Genomic DNA, 15,701 nt, shown 5'->3' with positions numbered 1-15,701 from the left:
CGGATCAGCGGCCTGCCGCAGGAGCCGGCTGCGCGCTGTCCCGGGGTGCGTGGGACCGGACCGTCAGACCGGCGATCAGGCCCGCGAGCAGCACGCTGCCGGCCGCCCACCAGAAGCCGGCGGTCTGCGCGCGCAGCAGCTCCCTCTCGATCATCTTCGGCATCACCGACCCGGCGCGCAGGCGGTCCACGTGGCCGGAGAGCACCGTGTCGAACACCGCCGCGCCGATCGCCGTACCCAGCGCCTGGGCCGTGAAGACGGCTGCCGAGGCTCCACCGGAATGCTCCGCCGCGACTCCGCCGGTCACGGTGGCGAAGATCGGCACGAAGGCGAGGCCGACACCGAGGCCGACGAGGAGCATGCCGGGCAGCACCCCGGTCGCGTACGAGCTTTCGAAGCGCAGGCCGGTCAGCAGCAACAGCCCGACGGCCGTGAGTGCCAGGCCCGCCAGCATCGGGACGCGCGGCGCGACGCGGTTCAGCAGTCGGGCGGAGACCTGGGTGGAGCCGACCAGGATCGCGGCGACCATGGGGAGGAAGGCCTCTCCGGCCATGGCCGGGTCGTAGCGCAGGACGACCTGGAGGTAGTAGCCCACGACCGGGTACAGGGCGAAGACGCCCGCGCCGGCCAGGAGCATGCCGAGGAGGCTGCCGGCGCGGTTCGGATCAGTGAAGACGTACGCGGGCAGGAGCGGGTGCGATGCCGCCGACTGCCGCCACAGGAAGCCGACGAGCAGGAGGACGCCCCCCACGAGCAGGACCAGCACCAGAGGGGTGGCCCAGCCGCGCGGCCGGGCCTCGCCCAGTCCGTAGATCAGGGCGGCGACCCCTCCGGAGCCGAGCAGCACGCCCGGTAGGTCGAAGTGGCCCGCGGTGCGGCCCGGGCGCTCGTGCACCATGGTGAGCGTTCCGATCAGGGCGATCACGGCGAGGGGGACGCCGACGTACAGCGAGACGCGCCAGCTCAGGGAGTCGACCAGCCATCCGCCCTCGGCGGTCCCGAGCGCCGTACCTCCGGCCGCGATCGCGGCGTAGATCCCGAAGGCCCTGCCGCGTTCCTTCGGGTCGGTGAAGCCGGTGGCCACCAGGGACAGCGCGGCCGGTGTCAGCAGTCCGCCGAAGACGCCCTGGAAGACGCGGGCCCAGACGAGCGTGCCGGACTCGCCGGCCGATCCACCGAGCGCGGAGGCGGCCGCACAGCCGAGCAGGCCGACGATCAGTGTCTGTTTGCGTCCCACGAGGTCCGCGATGTGCCCGCCGATCAGCAGCGCCGCGCCGAAGGCGATGACGTAGGCGTTGGCCATCGTCCGCAGGCCGTCTGCGGGCAGGTCCAGGTCGGCCTGAATCGCCGGAAGCGCGACGCTCAAGTTCGCCGCCTGGAGGAACACCATCAGCTGCACCAGGGCGATCACCACCAGGCCCCACCAGCGCTTGGGGTGCGCGGGCGCCGCCTGGTCGGCGAGGGAGGCCACGGGCGGGGTCAGCGGCCAGGCGCTCGCGGGCGCGCCCGGGGGCGGCCCGAATCCCCGCGCGGGATCGAAGGGCGCCGCAGGCGCCGGGGCGTAGGCGGGCGGCAGGGGCGGCGGCTGGTCCCGGGGCTGGTCCTGCGGAGCGGGCGGCTCAGCGGGCGCCGTGGCCTGGGCGGGGATCACCGGAGCGTAGTCGAGCAACTCGGCGGCATGACGGCCGAGTTGCGCCAGCACGGCGCCCGGAAGCCACTCCTCTGCCTGATCCGTCGCCGTACGCTCGGCCACCTCCCGGGGGCTCGGCCGCTGCGCCGGGTCCTTGTGCAGGCATGCCCGTACGAGGTCGACCAGCGCCTCCGGTACGCCGGTCAGGTCCGCCTCCTCCTCGGCGACCCGGAAGAGGTGGGCGTTCAGGCCGGTGTCCGTGGCGCCGAAGAGGAGGCGTCCGGTGGCGGCGTAGACGAGGACGGCGCCCAGGCAGAAGACATCGCTGGCGGGGGTGAGTTCGAGGCCGCGGACCTGCTCCGGCGACATGAAACCGGGGGAACCGATCAGCATGCCGGTGCGGGTGTGCAGGCTGTGCTCCTCGGCCAGGCTGTCCATCGCCCGGGCGATCCCGAAGTCGATGACGCGGGGGCCGTCGACGGTGACGAGGACGTTGGACGGCTTGAGGTCGCGGTGGATCAGGCCCGCCTCGTGCACGGCCTGGAGGGCGAGGGCGAGGCGGTTGGCGAGGGTGTGGACGGAGTGCTCGGGCAGTGGCCCGAACTGCTTGGCGACGACGGCGTGCAGGTCGGGACCGGGGATGTACTGGGTCGCCACCCAGGGGATCGCGGCCTCGGGATCGGCGTCGAGCACAGCTGCCGTACAACTGCCTCCCACCCGCCGCGCGGCGGCCACTTCGCGGGCGAAACGCCTGCGGAACTCGGGGTGGCCGGCGTACTCGGCCTGCACGACCTTCACGGCGACGGTACGGCCGACCTCGGAGCGCCCCAGATAGACCAGGCCCATCCCGCCGGCGCCCAGCCGGGCGATGAGTCGGTACGGGCCGATACGGGTCGGGTCTTCGGCGATCAGCTGGTCCACGGGGCGAAAGGATAGGCCAACTATCGGCCAACGGTGGGGACATCAGGCGGATCGACTACTTCGGCCGCACGTAGACGGCGGGGTCAGGCCGCGTGGAGGCCCCGGCTGCTGAGACCTTCCCGCAGGGCGCGCATCGCGTAGTGCGTCCGCGATTTGACCGTGCCCGGCGGCACGCCCAGCACTTTCGCGGTCTGGCTCACGCTGCGCCCCATGTAGTACATGTGCAGCAGCACCTCCCGCTGGAACGGCGCGAGGTCGCGCATGGCGTCGACCACGACCTGGGTGGTGAGGGCACGGTCGACGCCGTCCGGTACGGGCAGCCGCCGCAGGCTCTCGTCGTCGTCGGCCTCGGGCGGGCGCGCCTGGCGGACCCGGTAGCCGTCGATGACCAGGTCGCGGACCACGGCGAACAGCCAGGGGCGCAGCGCCTCGGCGCTCGGATCGAGCTCCGAGGCGTGCTGCCAGGCACGGATGGCAGCCTCCTGGAACACGTCCTCGGCCCGGTGCCAGTCGCCGCCGAGCAGTCGGGCCGCGAAACGCATCAGCACGTATCCGTGCCTTTCGTAGAGCGCTCTCAGGAATTCGTCGCTCGGCCCCGCGGAATGGTTCCGGGCTGCCTGTGGGCTCGATATCAGTAGCTCGTGCAAGACGGTTCCCTCCGGTCCGGCACCGGCAGAAGAGCCTGCCGTAGCTGATCTCTGATGCAGTTGTAGTCCCGAACGGACGGCCGGACCGGGCCCGTTACGGAGCCGATCGCGCCCGAGTCCGACCGCCGGGACGGGCGCGAACCACCAGTTCGGAGCGGGTACGCGGGACCCGGCGGCGGCACCGGGCGCCCGAACGGCGGGTTTCGCCGATCCGATTGGGGCCCGCGGGGTTTCCGGATCCGTGTCCGGTACGGCATTTCATCCGATAGGGATCCGCCGGTCCGGGCTCCCGCACCCGCAAGGCGGGCCCGGCCGCCCGAACCGGATCAGACGGAAGGCACCCGATCCGGCACCCCAAAGCGCCAAACGGGCACCTCCAGCGCCCGGAATGACCAAGTGCACCTCTGTGACCTGCTGTTCCGCCCCTTCCGGAACGGGCGCATCCAGGCCATCTCATGCCCTGAACGGGCCGGTGCGCGGCTCACGCCCGGAGGTATAAATCTTTGGCGGGCCCGTTCGGGCCGCCGGTGCCCGAACGGGCTGGGGAAGGGCAGGTACGTCCGATGCGGTCAGAGGAACGCCACCAGCGGCTGCTCAACCTGGCCCGGCAGCAGGGGCGACTGGAGGTCGCCGGTGTCGCGGCGGACCTCGGGGTGGCGCCGGAGACGATCCGCCGGGACCTGAGCGAGCTGGAGCGCCGGGGGCTCGTCCGCCGGACCCACGGCGGCGCGTATCCCGTCGAGAGCGCCGGCTTCGAGACCAACCTGGCGCAGCGCGTCACGCGCCACGTCGAGAACAAGCGCCGGATCGCCGCGCAGGGCGCCAAACTGCTCGACGGAGCGGAGACCGTGTTCATCGACGAGGGGTACACCCCGCAGCTGCTCGCGACCCTGCTGCCCACCGACCGGCCACTCACCCTGGTCACCGCCTCGCTGTCGACGGCCGCGGCGGTGGCCGACTCTCCGCACACCACCCTGCTCCTGGGCGGCCGGGTCCGCGCCCGGACGCTGGCCAGCGTGGGCTCCTGGGCCTGCGCGATGCTCTCGGGCTTCGTCATCGACCTGGCCTACCTGGGATCGAACGGCATCTCCCGGGACTGCGGCCTGACCACCCCCGATCCGGTGGTGGCCGACGTCAAGGCGAAGGCGCTGGAGGTCTCCCGCAGACGGATCTTCATCGGACACCACGGCAAGTTCGGTGCGAGCAGCTTCTGCCGCTTCGCCGAAGTGTCCGACTTCGAGACGATCGTCACCGACACCGGGCTCTCGGTCGCCGAGGCCCACCGGTACTCGCTGCTGGGCCCGCAGGTCATACGCGTCTGATCCGCGCCGGCCACACGTCGGCCCCGCCCGCAAGAACGCACCGCGCACGCCACGCGTGTCTTCGCCATGCCCGACCACCATCGAGAAGAGGACCACCATGACGACCCGAGGAACCAGCAGAGCCGCCCGAGCCTCACGGGCCTCCCGGGCCTCCCGGGCGGCAGCCGTCGGCCTCGGCATGGCCGTGCTCGCGGCGTGCTCCGGCGCCGGCGGAGCCGCCGGCGGCTCGGCCGGCCGCTCCATCAACGTACTGATGGTCAACAACCCGCAGATGGTGGACCTCCAGAAGCTCACCGCCGACCACTTCACCAAGGCCACCGGGATCAAGGTCAACTTCACCGCGCTGCCCGAGAACGACGTACGGGACAAGATCAGCCAGGACTTCGCCAGCCAGGCCGGCCAGTACGACGTCGCCACCATCAGCAACTACGAGACGCCCATCTACGCCAAGAACGGCTGGCTCGCCCCGCTCACCGCCCGCGCCAAGGCCGACCCCGCCTTCGACCAGGGCGACATCCTGCCCCCGATCCAGGAGTCCCTCACCGCCGCCGGCGAGATCTACGCTGAGCCGTTCTACGGCGAGTCCTCGTTCCTCATGTACCGCAAGGACGTCTTCGCCGAGAAGAACCTCACCATGCCGCCGAACCCCACCTGGGCGCAGGTCGCCGAACTCGCGGCGAAGGCCGACGGGGCCAGGCCCGGCATGAAGGGCATCTGCCTGCGCGGCCTGCCGGGGTGGGGCGAGGTGATGGCCCCGCTGACCACCGTCGTGAACACCATGGGCGGCACCTGGTTCGAGAAGGGCTGGAAGGCGCGGCTCGACAGCCCCGAGTTCGCCAAGGCCGTGAAGTTCTACGTCGACCTGGTCCGCGACCACGGCGAAGCCGGCGCCCCCCAGGCCGGGTTCACCGAATGCCTCAACGAGATGGAGCAGGGCAAGGTCGCCATGTGGTACGACGCCACCTCCGCCGCCGGCCCCCTGGAGGACAAGGCCTCCCCCGTGGCGGGCAAGGTCGGCTACGCGCCCGCCCCCGTGGAGCGGACCAAGAGCTCCGGCTGGCTCTACACCTGGGCCTGGGGCCTGCAGAAGGCCGGCAAACACCAGGACGACGCCTGGAAGTTCGTCTCCTGGGCGTCGGGCAAGGAGTACGAGAACCTCGTCGGCGAGCAGCTCGGCTGGTCCCGGCTCCCGGCCGGAAAGCGCACCTCCACCTACGCCAACCCCCAGTACGTGGCCGCGGCGTCCGCCTTCGCCAACGCCACCAAGTCCGCGCTGAACACGGCCGATCCCGCGAACCCGGGCGTCCAGCCGCGACCCGCCCCGGGCATCCAGTTCGTCGGCATCCCCGAGTTCACCGACCTCGGCACCGAGGTCTCCCAGCTGATCAGCTCCGCCATCGCGGGCCGTACCAGCGTCGAGGAGGCCCTCAAGGCGGGCCAGTCCCGCGCCGAGGCCGTCGCCAAGAAGTACGCGGGCAACTGAGCGGCAGGACGGAGGCTCCCCATGACCGCCCCTCTGACAGCCAAACCCCCTCGCACCGCCCTGCGCGGTGGCCTGCACCGGGCCGCCCGCCCCGCCGGATCCCGCCCCCGAGGCGCCTGGGCCCGGCGAGCCCCCCTGCTGCCGGCCCTGGTCTTCCTGATCGCGGTGACGCAGCTGCCGTTCGTCGCCACCCTGGTCATCTCGTTCATGCGCTGGAACGCCCTGGCGCCGGACGACCGGGGCTTCGGCGGCCTCGCCAACTACCGCAACGCCCTGACCGATCCCGCGCTGAGATCCTCGCTGCTCACCACTGTCGTCCTCACCTCGGCGGTGGTGCTCACCAGCCTCCTCCTCGGCCTCGGGCTGGCGCTGCTGCTCGACCGCAGCTTCGTGGGCCGCGGCATCGTCCGCACCCTGCTGATCGCCCCGTTCCTCGTCGTTCCGGCGGCCTCGGCCCTGCTGTGGAAGCACGCCCTCTACAACGCCTCGTACGGGCTGATCAACGGCTCGCTCACCTGGATCTGGAGCCTGTTCGGCAGCGACGGCGCCCCACAACCCGACTGGATGTCCAGCCTCCCGCTGGTCGCGGTGGAGGTGTCGCTGATCTGGCAGTGGACGCCGTTCATGATGCTGATCCTGCTCGCCGGGCTGCAGAGCCGGCCGCCCGACATCGTCGAGGCCGCGCACGTCGACGGCGCCGGCACCTGGCAGGTCTTCCGCCACCTCACCTTCCCGCACCTGCGCCGCTACCTGGAGCTGGCCGCCCTCCTCGGCAGCATCTACGTCGTCCAGAACTTCGACGCGGTCTTCACCCTCACCTCCGGCGGTCTGGGCACCGCCAACCTGCCCTACACCGTCTACGAGACCTTCTACCAGGCCCACGACTACGGCCAGGCCTCCGCCGAGGGCGTGCTCGTCGTCGTCTGCTCCATGCTGATCGCCACCTTCGCCCTGCGTACGGTCTCGTCCCTGTTCCGCGAGGAGGCGCTGTGATCGCCCTCGTCCGCCGCAGCGCATGGGGCCTGGCGGCCTGGCTCTGCGGGCTGCTGTTCTTCCTCCCGTTCGCGTGGATGGTCCTCACCTCGCTGCACAGCGAGCAGGACACCGCGACCAACCCGCCCAGCGTGGGCGCCGCGCTCACCCTGGACGGCTACCGGGAGTTCTTCGGGGCGAGCACGGGGACGAGCCCGTGGCCGCCGCTGATCAACTCGGCCACGGCGAGCGTCGTGTCGACCCTGCTGGTCCTGGCGCTGGCCCTGCCGGCCGCGTACGCCCTGTCCATCAAGCCGGTCCGGAAGTGGACCGACGTGCTGTTCTTCTTCCTCTCGACCAAGATGCTCCCCGCCGTGGCCGGGCTGCTGCCGCTGTACCTCATCGCCCAGAACACCGGGATGCTCGACAACATCTGGCTCCTGGTCATCCTCTACACCTCGATGAACCTGCCGATCGCGGTGTGGATGATGCGCTCGTTCCTCGCCGAGGTGCCCAAGGAGATCCTTGAGGCGGCCTCCATCGACGGCGCCGGGCTGCCGACCACCCTGGTGCGGATCGTGGCGCCCGTCGCCGCGCCCGGCATCGCCGCCACCGCGCTCATCTCGTTCATCTTCAGCTGGAACGAGCTCCTCTTCGCCCGGGTCCTGACCGGGGTCGTGGCCGGCACCGCACCCGTCTTCCTCACCGGGTTCGTCACCAGCCAGGGGCTCTTCCTGGCGAAGGTGTGCGCCGCCGCCGTGTGCATCTCGCTGCCGGTCCTCATCGCCGGGTTCGCCGCCCAGGACAAGCTCGTCCAGGGCCTCTCCCTTGGAGCAGTCAAGTGAAAGCAGCCGTCATCAGCGCTCCCGGCGTCGTCGCGATCGAGAACGTCGACGACCCGAAGCCCGGCCCCGGGGAGGTGGTGGTCCAGGTCGCCGCGTGCGGGCTCTGCGGAACCGATCTGCACATCCTCCAGGGCGAGTTCGCGCCCAGCCTGCCGATCGTGCCGGGCCACGAGTTCGCCGGCACCGTCGTCGCCTACGGCCCCGGGGTGACCGGGCTGGCCATCGGCGACCGGGTGGCGGTCGACCCGTCGCTGTACTGCAACGCCTGCCACTACTGCCGCATCGGCCGCAACAACCTCTGCGAGCGCTACGCGGCCATCGGCGTCACCGTTCCGGGAGCGGCGGCCGAGTTCGCCGTGGCTCCCGCCGCCAACTGCGTCAGGCTCCCCGACGACGTCCGCGTCGAGGACGCCGCCCTGATCGAGCCGCTCTCCTGCGCGGTACGGGGGTACGACGTCCTGCGCGCCCAGCTCGCCAGCAGCGTCCTGATCTACGGCTCCGGCACGATGGGCCTGATGATGATGGAGCTCGCCAAGCGCACCGGCGCCGTCGCCGTCGACATGGTCGACATCAACCCCGAGCGGCTGGCGACGGCCCGCGCGCTCGGCTGCTCCCACGCCGTCGGCTCCCCGGACGAGATCGACCGGCCGCGCGGCTGGGACCTCGTCATCGACGCGACCGGCAGCGAACAGGCCATCCAGGACGCCATCGGCCGGGTGGGCAGGGGCGGTACCTACCTCCAGTTCGGGGTGGCCGACTACGCGGCCCGCGCCACGATCGAGCCGTACCGCATCTACAACCGGGAGATCACCATCACCGGGTCGATGGCGGTCCTGCACAGCTACGAGCGGGCCGCGGAGCTCTTCGCCGCGGGCGTCCTGGACCCGGACGTGTTCATCAGCGACCGGCTGCCGCTCACCGACTACGCGGCCGCGCTCGGACGGTTCCGGGCCGGACAGGGCCGCAAGATCCTGGTCACCCCGTGACGGCGGGACCGGGACCGGAACCGGGACCCACCCCGAGCACCCCGACCGGCCCGACCCTCGTCATCGGCGAGGCGATCACCGACGTACTGACCGGCGAGGACGGGGTCCGGCGCGCCCGCCCGGGCGGCAGCCCGGCCAACGTGGCCCTCGGCCTGGCCAGGCTGGGCCACCCGGTGCGGCTCGCCACCCGGATCGGCCGCGACGGGCCGGGCCTCGATCTGCACGCCCACCTGCGCGGCAGCGGTGTGGTGCTCACCCCCGGGTCGGTCACCGACGAGGCGACCTCGACGGCCACCGCCCGGCTGGACGCGGCGGGCACCGCGCACTACGCGTTCGACATCACCTGGGATCCGCCGCTCGCCGCGCTCGCCGCACCCGATTCCGGTCCGGCGCCGGCCCACCTCCACACCGGGTCGATCGCGGCGGCCCTCGCCCCGGGCGCGGACCGGGTGTTCGCGGCCGTCGAGGCCGCCCGGCCCGGCGCCACGGTCTCGTACGACCCGAACATCCGGCCCGCGCTGCTCACGGGGGCGGACCGGGAGCGGCCTCGCGCCGAGCGGTTCGTCGCGCTGAGCGACGTGGTGAAGGCCAGCGAGGAGGACCTCGCCTGGCTCTACCCCGGGCAGTCCCCCGACGGGGCCGCCCGGCGCTGGGCGGACGGGAGCGGCCCGGCGCTCGTCGTCGTGACCTTCGGCGGCGCGGGTGCGCGGGTCTTCTGGCCGGGCGGCCACTGCGATGTGCCGGCGACCCCCGTCAACGTCGCCGACACCGTGGGCGCGGGCGACGCCTTCATGGCGGGCCTGGTCAGCGGGCTCCTCCACACCGGACTGCTGGCCTCCGCGGACCTGACCGGAGCACCCGACGCCGCCCGCGCCCGTACGGCACTGCGCGAGGCCACGGCCTGCGCGCACCTGGACCCCCGCGTGGCCTCGGCGCTCTCGCTGGCCGCCCGCGCGGCGGCCCTGACCTGCACCCGCGAGGGCGCCGACCCGCCGACGCGCACCGAACTCGCCCGCTGGGCGGCCGGGGGCCGCGGGGGCTGACCGGCTGTCCGGGGAGCGGCCGCCGGGCGTCCCCGCGCGCCGGGCGGGGCCGGGTCGGGGCGGCGATAATGGGACGCATGAGCACAGGTGCCGGGCACGGGGGCTACGGCGAGGCGGTGTTCCGTCCCGAGCAGGCCGGCGAGGACGATCGCATCGACCTCGGGGCGCTCACGTACGACGACATGACGATGGACCGTCTGCGGGCCTTGGGCGCAGGGCCGGGCTGGAACTGCCTGGACGTGGGAGCCGGGACCGGCACCGTCGCCCGGCGGCTGGTCGAGGAGGCCGGGGTGGCGAGCGTGCTCGCGGTCGACCGCGACGTCCGCTTCCTCGCCGCCCGTCCGCTGCCGGGGCTCGATGTCCTGGAGGCGGACGTCAGCGCGCCGGATTTCGACCCCGGCCGTCGCTTCCAGCTCGTCCACGCCCGGTTCGTACTGATGCACCTGCCCTCGTGGCGGAGCATGATCGCCCGGCTCGGCGGCCTGCTGGCCGAGGGCGGGGTGCTGGTCCTCAGCGACGCCATCGACCTGACCAGCCGTACCGCGCCGCAGACCCCGTACACGAGGGTCATGCAGGCCATGTGGCAGGGGCTGCGGGAGACGATCGGCACCGACGTCTCGTGGGTCGCGCAGTACCCACAGCACCTGCGGGAGGCGGGTCTCGTGTCGGTGGCCGCCGAGATACGGGTGCCTCCCCTGATCCCGGGAAGCCCCATCAGCCGCTTCTGGGTGGGGACTTGGGACCGGGCCAGGGAGTCGATGGTGGCCACCGGGCTGGTGGACGACACGACGATCGAGGAGGCGGTCCGCTACCTCGGCTCACCGGACTGCGCCGCCCTCTCGCCGGGAATGATCACGGCCTGGGGCCGCCTGTCGCTGCGGCACCAGATGCGGTAGGCGCTGAAACAGCAGGCCAGGGCGACCGAGGCAGCACACCAGAGGCCGACGACGACGAGGATCGTGGCGAGCAGGGACATGTGGATCACTCCTGTCCGGATGGGTGCGCTGTCCGGGCCGTCCGAAGTCGGGTCCTGGGCCCGCCTTTCGTCATGAAAATACGCGTGAAGGCGGGCAACTGGTCCGCTGACCGAAGTGGTGGGGCGCAGATGCCGAATACCTCGTCACGTACCCGTGTCAGGGCGTCCTCCAACGCACCTCGCGGCACCGGCTCGTGCCGGATTTCCCCGCCCCGATGTGCTCAGCGAGCGGCGACCGGCAGGTGGACCACACCGCGCAGCGCGATGCCCTCGATCCACTCGAACTCGTCGGCGAGCAGGTGCAGGTCGGGCATCCGCCGGACGAGCAGCCCCATGCAGATCCCGGCCTCCAGCCGGGCCAGCGCAGCGCCCAGGCACACGTGCAGGCCGTGCCCGAAGGTCAGGTGGCGTACGGCGGGGCGCTTGATGTCGAAGCGGTCGGCGTCGGTCGGCGCGCAGCGCGGCCAGCTGGTCGGGGTGGGTCAGCAGGGCGATCATGCCGTTGCCCATGACGTTGGCGGTGGTCTCGTGGCCGGCCGCCAGGATGAGGGCGCAGGTCGAGACGGGCTCCTCGTCGGTCAGCGGCCGGCCGTCGGCCCCGGTGTTCACCAGCACGCTCAGCAGGTCGTCGGTAGGCCGGCTGCGGCGCTCCGCGATCAGCTCGGTGAACAGCGCCTCCATGTCGCGTACGGCCGCCGCGGCGGTACGCGTCCGGGCCGCGGGCTCGCCGCTCATCGCGGGCACCGCCATCAGCTCCATGGACCACTGCTTGAAGTCGGGCAGATCGGCCGGGCGCACGCCGAGTACGTGGCCGATGACCGCCAGGGGCAGCGGCATCGCCATGTCCTCTTTCAGGTCGAACTCGCCCATTTCCAGGGCGTCTTCGATGAGGCGCTCGGCGCGTTCGGTGATGAAGGGCTCCAGCGCGGCGATGTTGCGGGCGGAGAAGGTGCGGGTCATCGGCGCACGCAGCCGGGTGTGGTCGGGGACGTCGGCGAAGACCATCCAGTCCCCGAAGAAGCGGCCGAGCAGCGCCACCTCCTCCGCCAGTCCCGCGTCCGCCCGGGGCAGCAGCGGCCCGACCCGCTCGGCGGACATCCGCCGGTCCCGGAGCAGCGCGTCCACGTCGTCGTAGCGGCTGAGCAGCCACGCACCGAGCTCGGGGTTAGTGGTGCACCGGCTCGTCCGCGCGCAGCCGCGCGTAGGCCGGGTACGGGTTCCGGAAGAACTCCGGCGTCAGCAGACCGTACGGATTGCTCATGGGGTCTCCGCCTCCTCGTCGTCGTCCGCGTTCGGGGGCTGCCCTCTTTCCCTCTCATGCGGAACGAGCGTGCGCGGGGCGGTGGTTCAGCCTCCGTTTGTGGTGGAGGCGGAGGCGGAGACCCTCATGAGGATCACGGACAGGAAGGCGTCAGCCGCCCGCCAGGGACTTCGACGACACGACCTGGCGCAGCAGCCGCTCGGGGACGTATTCCGGGAAGGGCGACAGGGCGTGGGTGGTGGCCTCGTGGATCAGGTCCTGGATCGGGTCCGCCTGGGGGTCGGTCAGGGGGGTGCCCAGGCGGGTGGCCACCTGCTTGCGCAGGGTCGGGAGCAGGGCGTAGAGGCGGTCGCCGGGGCAGGAGGTGGAGTTGAAGTCCCGGTGGCCGTAGATCTCCGAGGCGGGCAGGCCGTACTGGGTGCAGATGTGGGCGCACAGGTCCGCCAGCGCCGCGAACTGCGCCGCCGGCGGCTCCTCCGTCATGTACGTGCCCTCGTTCTCGATGCCGATCGAGACCGTGTTCTGCCCGATGCAGTGCGCCGCGCGCACCTGGCGCTTGCCGGTGCGGAGTTCCGCGAGGCTGTTGTGGCGGCCCTCCATCACGAACGCCCCGCGGCTGACCGTGAAGTGCTGACCGGTGTCGATCCAGCCCTGGGCGTCCATGTGGTACGTCTGGATCGCCCGGGCCAGGGCGTACGCGCGCGCTTGCGAGTAGTCGGTCACGTTGAGCGTCGCCGTGTGGTGGACGATGATCCGCTCCGGGCGGTTGGCCAGGACCACCACGGCCTCGGATGGGGCCCGCGCCCCCCAGCCGGCACAGCTCACGATCTCCGGTCCGGCCGCGGCAGCGGCGTGCGCGCGGCCCGCCGGGACGAGGGAGAGCGCGGAGCCGGCGGCCAGGGCGAACGCGCCCGTGACGACCGCTCGGCGGGTGGGCTGCGCGGGGGAGGTCATACCGTGCCCTTTCGGTCGGAGGCTGCCCATTGAAGGGGCCCCGTCCGCGGGAGCGCGTATGACACACCGGTGATCGGCTTCCCGGCGGCGCCACGGGGTGAGCGGGGACCGCCATCCGGGTGCGGCCCGGGCCGCGTTCCCGGCCCCGGCCGGGCCGTCTCTCACATCCTGGGCCGGGAACACTGCCTCCCGCCCAGCCATCCAGCCTTCGAACCTTCCAGTCGCCCAAGGAGTACGGGATGTCCTTCGACGCCGTCGACCGCTTTCTGACCGCCCTCGACCCGGCACACCGCGAGGCCGTCGACGGCCTGCCGCGTGACGAGCAGGAGCGGCTCGCCGCGGCCTGGGAGGAGGAGCTGGAGACGGACACCGACATCGACACCCTGGACGAGCTGTCACCCCCGGCCGCCGAGAGCGAGGCGGCGCGGCGGGTGATGGAGCGTCGTTCCGAGTAGCCGGGCCCGTGGGTCACGGGCCCTCCGCTTCCCTCAGACGCGGTCGGCCGCGATCAGCAGGTACTGGAACGAGCCGTCCTTGTACGAGTTGATGAACGCCTCCTCGATGCCGGTGACGAGCGAGGAGGTGGCCCGCAGCTCCCAGTACGGCAGGGTCTCGGGGGTCAGGTCGATGACGGCCTGCGGTACGAGGCGGTTGTCGGCCATGGCCCGCATGTACTGCCGGCGGGAGTGGATGTTGCACTCGAAGTGCGCGTTGATCTGTGAGACCCACTTCGAGGGCTGGCCGTAACGGGGGTTCCAGCAACCGGTGATGGTCACGTACCGCCCGCCGACGGCCAGGACGCGGGAGTGCTCGGCGAACAGGTCGTGCAGGTCGACGTACATGCTCGACTCGTTGTTCCAGGAGGCTGCGGCCTGCCCCGTCTCGAACGGCGTGTTGAGCATGTTGCAGACACGGGCGCGGACGGAGTCCTCGATGCCGAGTTCGCGGGCGCGCTGGTTCGCGAAGTCGGCCTGCTTCGCCGACAGCGTCACGCCCTCGACCTTGCATCCGAACCGCTGGTGGGCCATGACCATCGATCCGCCGCGGCCGCAGCCGGCGTCCACGAGCGTGTCGTCCTGCCCGATCCGGCCGAGGTGGTCCAGGAGGACGTCGGCCTGCGCCGACTCCAGCCTGTGCAGCTCGGCGATCAGCTTCTTCTCGTATTCGCTGTCCTCGGCGTCTCCGAGGGCCGCCCGGTTGATGTCACCGATGCCGTAGTGGTGGTGGTAGAGGCCGTCGACGTCGCCGAGACGCAGGTTCACCGGCCGGGCCTCGTGGTCCCAGTAGCGGGCGATGTCGCCCTGGTAGGGCGTGGCCGGGGCCGGGATGAACGCCGAAGGGGCGGGAGCGGAGGGGGCAACGGTGAGATCGATGTTGGTCACTTATAAATCCATCCTTACCAGAAGTCGGGCAGGCTGTAGCGGTAGGTGTTGGTCTGGTGCCAGTAGTGGTTGCCGTCGACCCAGGCGGCCACGCCGCGCAGGAAGCGCGGCACGCTGGGGACGGGGCAGGCGACGGCCAGGTCGGCGGCCGCGGCCTCGAAGGCGTGCATGAGGTCGTTGTGGACCTCGACCGCCTTCAGGTAGGCCTCCTTCACGGAGACGCCCTCGCGTTCGGCGATCACCACGGGCAGGTTCAAGTGCTTTCCGGGGCTTGCGAGTTCCTTCGTGTACGAGTAAAGGTCGTTGACGATGGTCGTGGCGTTGCCGGCGAGCGCGATGACCCGTTGCATGGCGGGCTGGGCGTGCAGGTCCGCGGGCAGTTCGTAGCCGCCGACGGTGTCGGTGATGGTGGGGCAGGGGCGGAAGTTGTTGAACTGGCGCATCGCCAGGTACTCCCACACCTCCGGGACGTGGTCGGTCTCGGCCCAGGCCGCCTCGGCGAGGTACCCCATGTGCAGCCGGGCCATGTCGTGCCGGAACCGGTCGGCCTGGGAAGGGGTGGCCCCCTGGAGGAGGTGCTCCATGGCCGAGCGGTACGCGCGCCGCGGGGCGTCCGAGTGCAGGGACTGCGACCACTGCGGCTGGTACTCGGTCGTGGTGTGGAGGGGGTCGAGCGCGGTGTGGGCCAGCAGCAGGCGTCCGCCGAGGCCGACGGGCGAGCCTCCGTGGTCCTCGCAGTAGCAGTCGTCGACCACGTTCTCGGCGACCATCAGCCGGGTGGCGAGCATCAGGTGGTCGATGGTGGGGGCGTCCGGGTGGCAGGCGACCATGTACCGGCCCACGGAGAAGCCGTCGAACTGGTCCTCCCACTCCGGCGGGTAGAGGTCGACCTCGTCCGCCCACTCCTTGATCCGGCGGCTGACCTCCTCCACCCTTCCGGGGTCGGGTTCCGCCACGGGGTGGTAGTAGAGGCCCGGGATCGGACGGCCCGCCGCCGGCTCGGGCGGCTCCGGCACCGCCGCCGGCGGCGGCTCCTCGTACCGGGCCGGGTGGAGGCCCACCGTGCCCAGGCCGCTGGGACCGCGCAGGATCCGCTCAAGGGCGGGGCTCGGTGCGCCGACGGGGGCCGGCGGCCCGGCAGGGGCGGGCACGGCGAGCTGCTCGGGCCGGATGCAGCCGACGGCTTCGACGCCGCGGCCGTGACCGTACGTCCCGAAGGCGGCCGCGGCGGCGGGGAGGCTCGACTGTACGGGGGAAGGCCCGGGATCGGGCATCCGTA

14 protein-coding genes and 1 pseudogene are annotated in these 15,701 nt (G+C 72.0%); 8 read left to right on the top strand and 7 right to left on the bottom strand.

Annotation, left to right across the window (positions count from 1 at the left end; all coding sequences use genetic code 11):
- Positions 1–4 precede the first annotated feature (4 nt).
- On the bottom strand, positions 5–2,551 hold the full coding sequence (locus OG509_RS36360) for an MDR family MFS transporter (RefSeq protein ID WP_406186829.1): 2,547 nt from the start codon (positions 2,549–2,551) through the stop codon (positions 5–7).
- 83 nt (positions 2,552–2,634) lie between these two features.
- Positions 2,635–3,198, bottom strand: coding sequence for a sigma-70 family RNA polymerase sigma factor (locus OG509_RS36355; protein ID WP_406186828.1), 564 nt, complete (start codon positions 3,196–3,198; stop codon positions 2,635–2,637).
- A gap of 563 nt (positions 3,199–3,761) precedes the next feature.
- Here OG509_RS36355 and OG509_RS36350 point away from each other — a divergent pair.
- From OG509_RS36350 to OG509_RS36320, 7 genes are all read left to right on the top strand, one after another.
- Positions 3,762–4,520 carry a DeoR/GlpR family DNA-binding transcription regulator gene (locus OG509_RS36350; RefSeq protein ID WP_387289696.1) on the top strand — a complete coding sequence of 253 codons (759 nt, stop codon included), beginning with the start codon at positions 3,762–3,764 and terminating at the stop codon, positions 4,518–4,520.
- Between the two features lie 97 nt (positions 4,521–4,617).
- Positions 4,618–6,003: an ABC transporter substrate-binding protein gene (locus tag OG509_RS36345; protein ID WP_406186827.1), complete on the top strand. Its 1,386-nt coding sequence runs from the start codon at positions 4,618–4,620 to the stop codon at positions 6,001–6,003.
- 21 nt (positions 6,004–6,024) lie between these two features.
- Positions 6,025–6,996 (top strand): carbohydrate ABC transporter permease, encoded by a 972-nt coding sequence (locus OG509_RS36340; protein ID WP_406186826.1) that lies wholly within the window; start codon positions 6,025–6,027, stop codon positions 6,994–6,996.
- Entirely contained in the window at positions 6,996–7,820 is an 825-nt protein-coding gene (locus OG509_RS36335; RefSeq protein ID WP_406187794.1) for a carbohydrate ABC transporter permease, read from the top strand. The genes OG509_RS36340 and OG509_RS36335 overlap by 1 nt, the downstream gene beginning before the upstream one ends.
- A complete protein-coding gene (locus OG509_RS36330) occupies positions 7,817–8,806 on the top strand; it encodes a zinc-dependent alcohol dehydrogenase family protein (RefSeq protein WP_406186825.1) in 990 nt (329 codons plus the stop codon). The genes OG509_RS36335 and OG509_RS36330 overlap by 4 nt, the downstream gene beginning before the upstream one ends.
- Complete coding sequence (locus OG509_RS36325; RefSeq protein WP_406186824.1) at positions 8,803–9,849, top strand: carbohydrate kinase; 1,047 nt, start codon at positions 8,803–8,805, stop codon at positions 9,847–9,849. The genes OG509_RS36330 and OG509_RS36325 overlap by 4 nt, the downstream gene beginning before the upstream one ends.
- A gap of 77 nt (positions 9,850–9,926) precedes the next feature.
- Positions 9,927–10,745: a class I SAM-dependent methyltransferase gene (locus tag OG509_RS36320; protein ID WP_406186823.1), complete on the top strand. Its 819-nt coding sequence runs from the start codon at positions 9,927–9,929 to the stop codon at positions 10,743–10,745.
- A 301-nt stretch (positions 10,746–11,046) separates the two neighbouring features.
- Here OG509_RS36320 and OG509_RS36315 read toward each other — a convergent pair whose 3' ends face one another.
- The 3 genes and pseudogenes from OG509_RS36315 to OG509_RS36305 all read right to left on the bottom strand — a co-directional run bounded on the left by OG509_RS36315 (position 11,047) and on the right by OG509_RS36305 (position 13,040).
- Positions 11,047–11,211: a hypothetical protein gene (locus OG509_RS36315; protein WP_406187792.1), complete on the bottom strand. Its 165-nt coding sequence runs from the start codon at positions 11,209–11,211 to the stop codon at positions 11,047–11,049.
- A gap of 120 nt (positions 11,212–11,331) precedes the next feature.
- Positions 11,332–11,506 (bottom strand): annotated as a pseudogene (locus OG509_RS36310) (cytochrome P450); the annotation flags it as partial.
- A 730-nt stretch (positions 11,507–12,236) separates the two neighbouring features.
- Positions 12,237–13,040 (bottom strand): peptidoglycan recognition family protein, encoded by an 804-nt coding sequence (locus tag OG509_RS36305; RefSeq protein ID WP_406186822.1) that lies wholly within the window; start codon positions 13,038–13,040, stop codon positions 12,237–12,239.
- A gap of 239 nt (positions 13,041–13,279) precedes the next feature.
- Here OG509_RS36305 and OG509_RS36300 point away from each other — a divergent pair, with 239 nt between their 5' ends.
- Complete coding sequence (locus OG509_RS36300; protein WP_385588577.1) at positions 13,280–13,495, top strand: hypothetical protein; 216 nt, start codon at positions 13,280–13,282, stop codon at positions 13,493–13,495.
- 33 nt (positions 13,496–13,528) lie between these two features.
- On the opposite strand, the gene OG509_RS36295 is transcribed toward OG509_RS36300, so the two are convergent.
- Both OG509_RS36295 and OG509_RS36290 read right to left on the bottom strand, forming a co-directional pair.
- Positions 13,529–14,422 (bottom strand): geranyl diphosphate 2-C-methyltransferase, encoded by an 894-nt coding sequence (locus OG509_RS36295; RefSeq protein ID WP_406186821.1) that lies wholly within the window; start codon positions 14,420–14,422, stop codon positions 13,529–13,531.
- 14 nt (positions 14,423–14,436) lie between these two features.
- Positions 14,437–15,696, bottom strand: coding sequence for a family 2 encapsulin nanocompartment cargo protein terpene cyclase (locus OG509_RS36290; RefSeq protein WP_406186820.1), 1,260 nt, complete (start codon positions 15,694–15,696; stop codon positions 14,437–14,439).
- Between the last annotated feature and the right edge of the window lie 5 nt (positions 15,697–15,701).

It is taken from the genome of Streptomyces sp. NBC_01006 (genome assembly GCF_045162725.1).
GTDB lineage: Bacteria > Actinomycetota > Actinomycetes > Streptomycetales > Streptomycetaceae > Streptomyces.
This window is presented reverse-complemented; position numbering and strand designations above follow the sequence as displayed.

What these genes read in the sequence shown, in the direction of transcription:
- OG509_RS36350 (WP_387289696.1), top strand. Translation starts at nt 3,762, where the DNA reads ATGCGGTCAGAGGAACGCCACCAGCGGCTGCTCAACCTGGCCCGGCAG.
- OG509_RS36345 (WP_406186827.1), top strand. Translation starts at nt 4,618, where the DNA reads ATGACGACCCGAGGAACCAGCAGAGCCGCCCGAGCCTCACGGGCCTCC.
- OG509_RS36340 (WP_406186826.1), top strand. Translation starts at nt 6,025, where the DNA reads ATGACCGCCCCTCTGACAGCCAAACCCCCTCGCACCGCCCTGCGCGGT.
- OG509_RS36320 (WP_406186823.1), top strand. Translation starts at nt 9,927, where the DNA reads ATGAGCACAGGTGCCGGGCACGGGGGCTACGGCGAGGCGGTGTTCCGT.
- OG509_RS36305 (WP_406186822.1), bottom strand. Translation starts at nt 13,040, where the DNA reads ATGACCTCCCCCGCGCAGCCCACCCGCCGAGCGGTCGTCACGGGCGCG.
- OG509_RS36300 (WP_385588577.1), top strand. Translation starts at nt 13,280, where the DNA reads ATGTCCTTCGACGCCGTCGACCGCTTTCTGACCGCCCTCGACCCGGCA.
- OG509_RS36290 (WP_406186820.1), bottom strand. Translation starts at nt 15,696, where the DNA reads ATGCCCGATCCCGGGCCTTCCCCCGTACAGTCGAGCCTCCCCGCCGCC.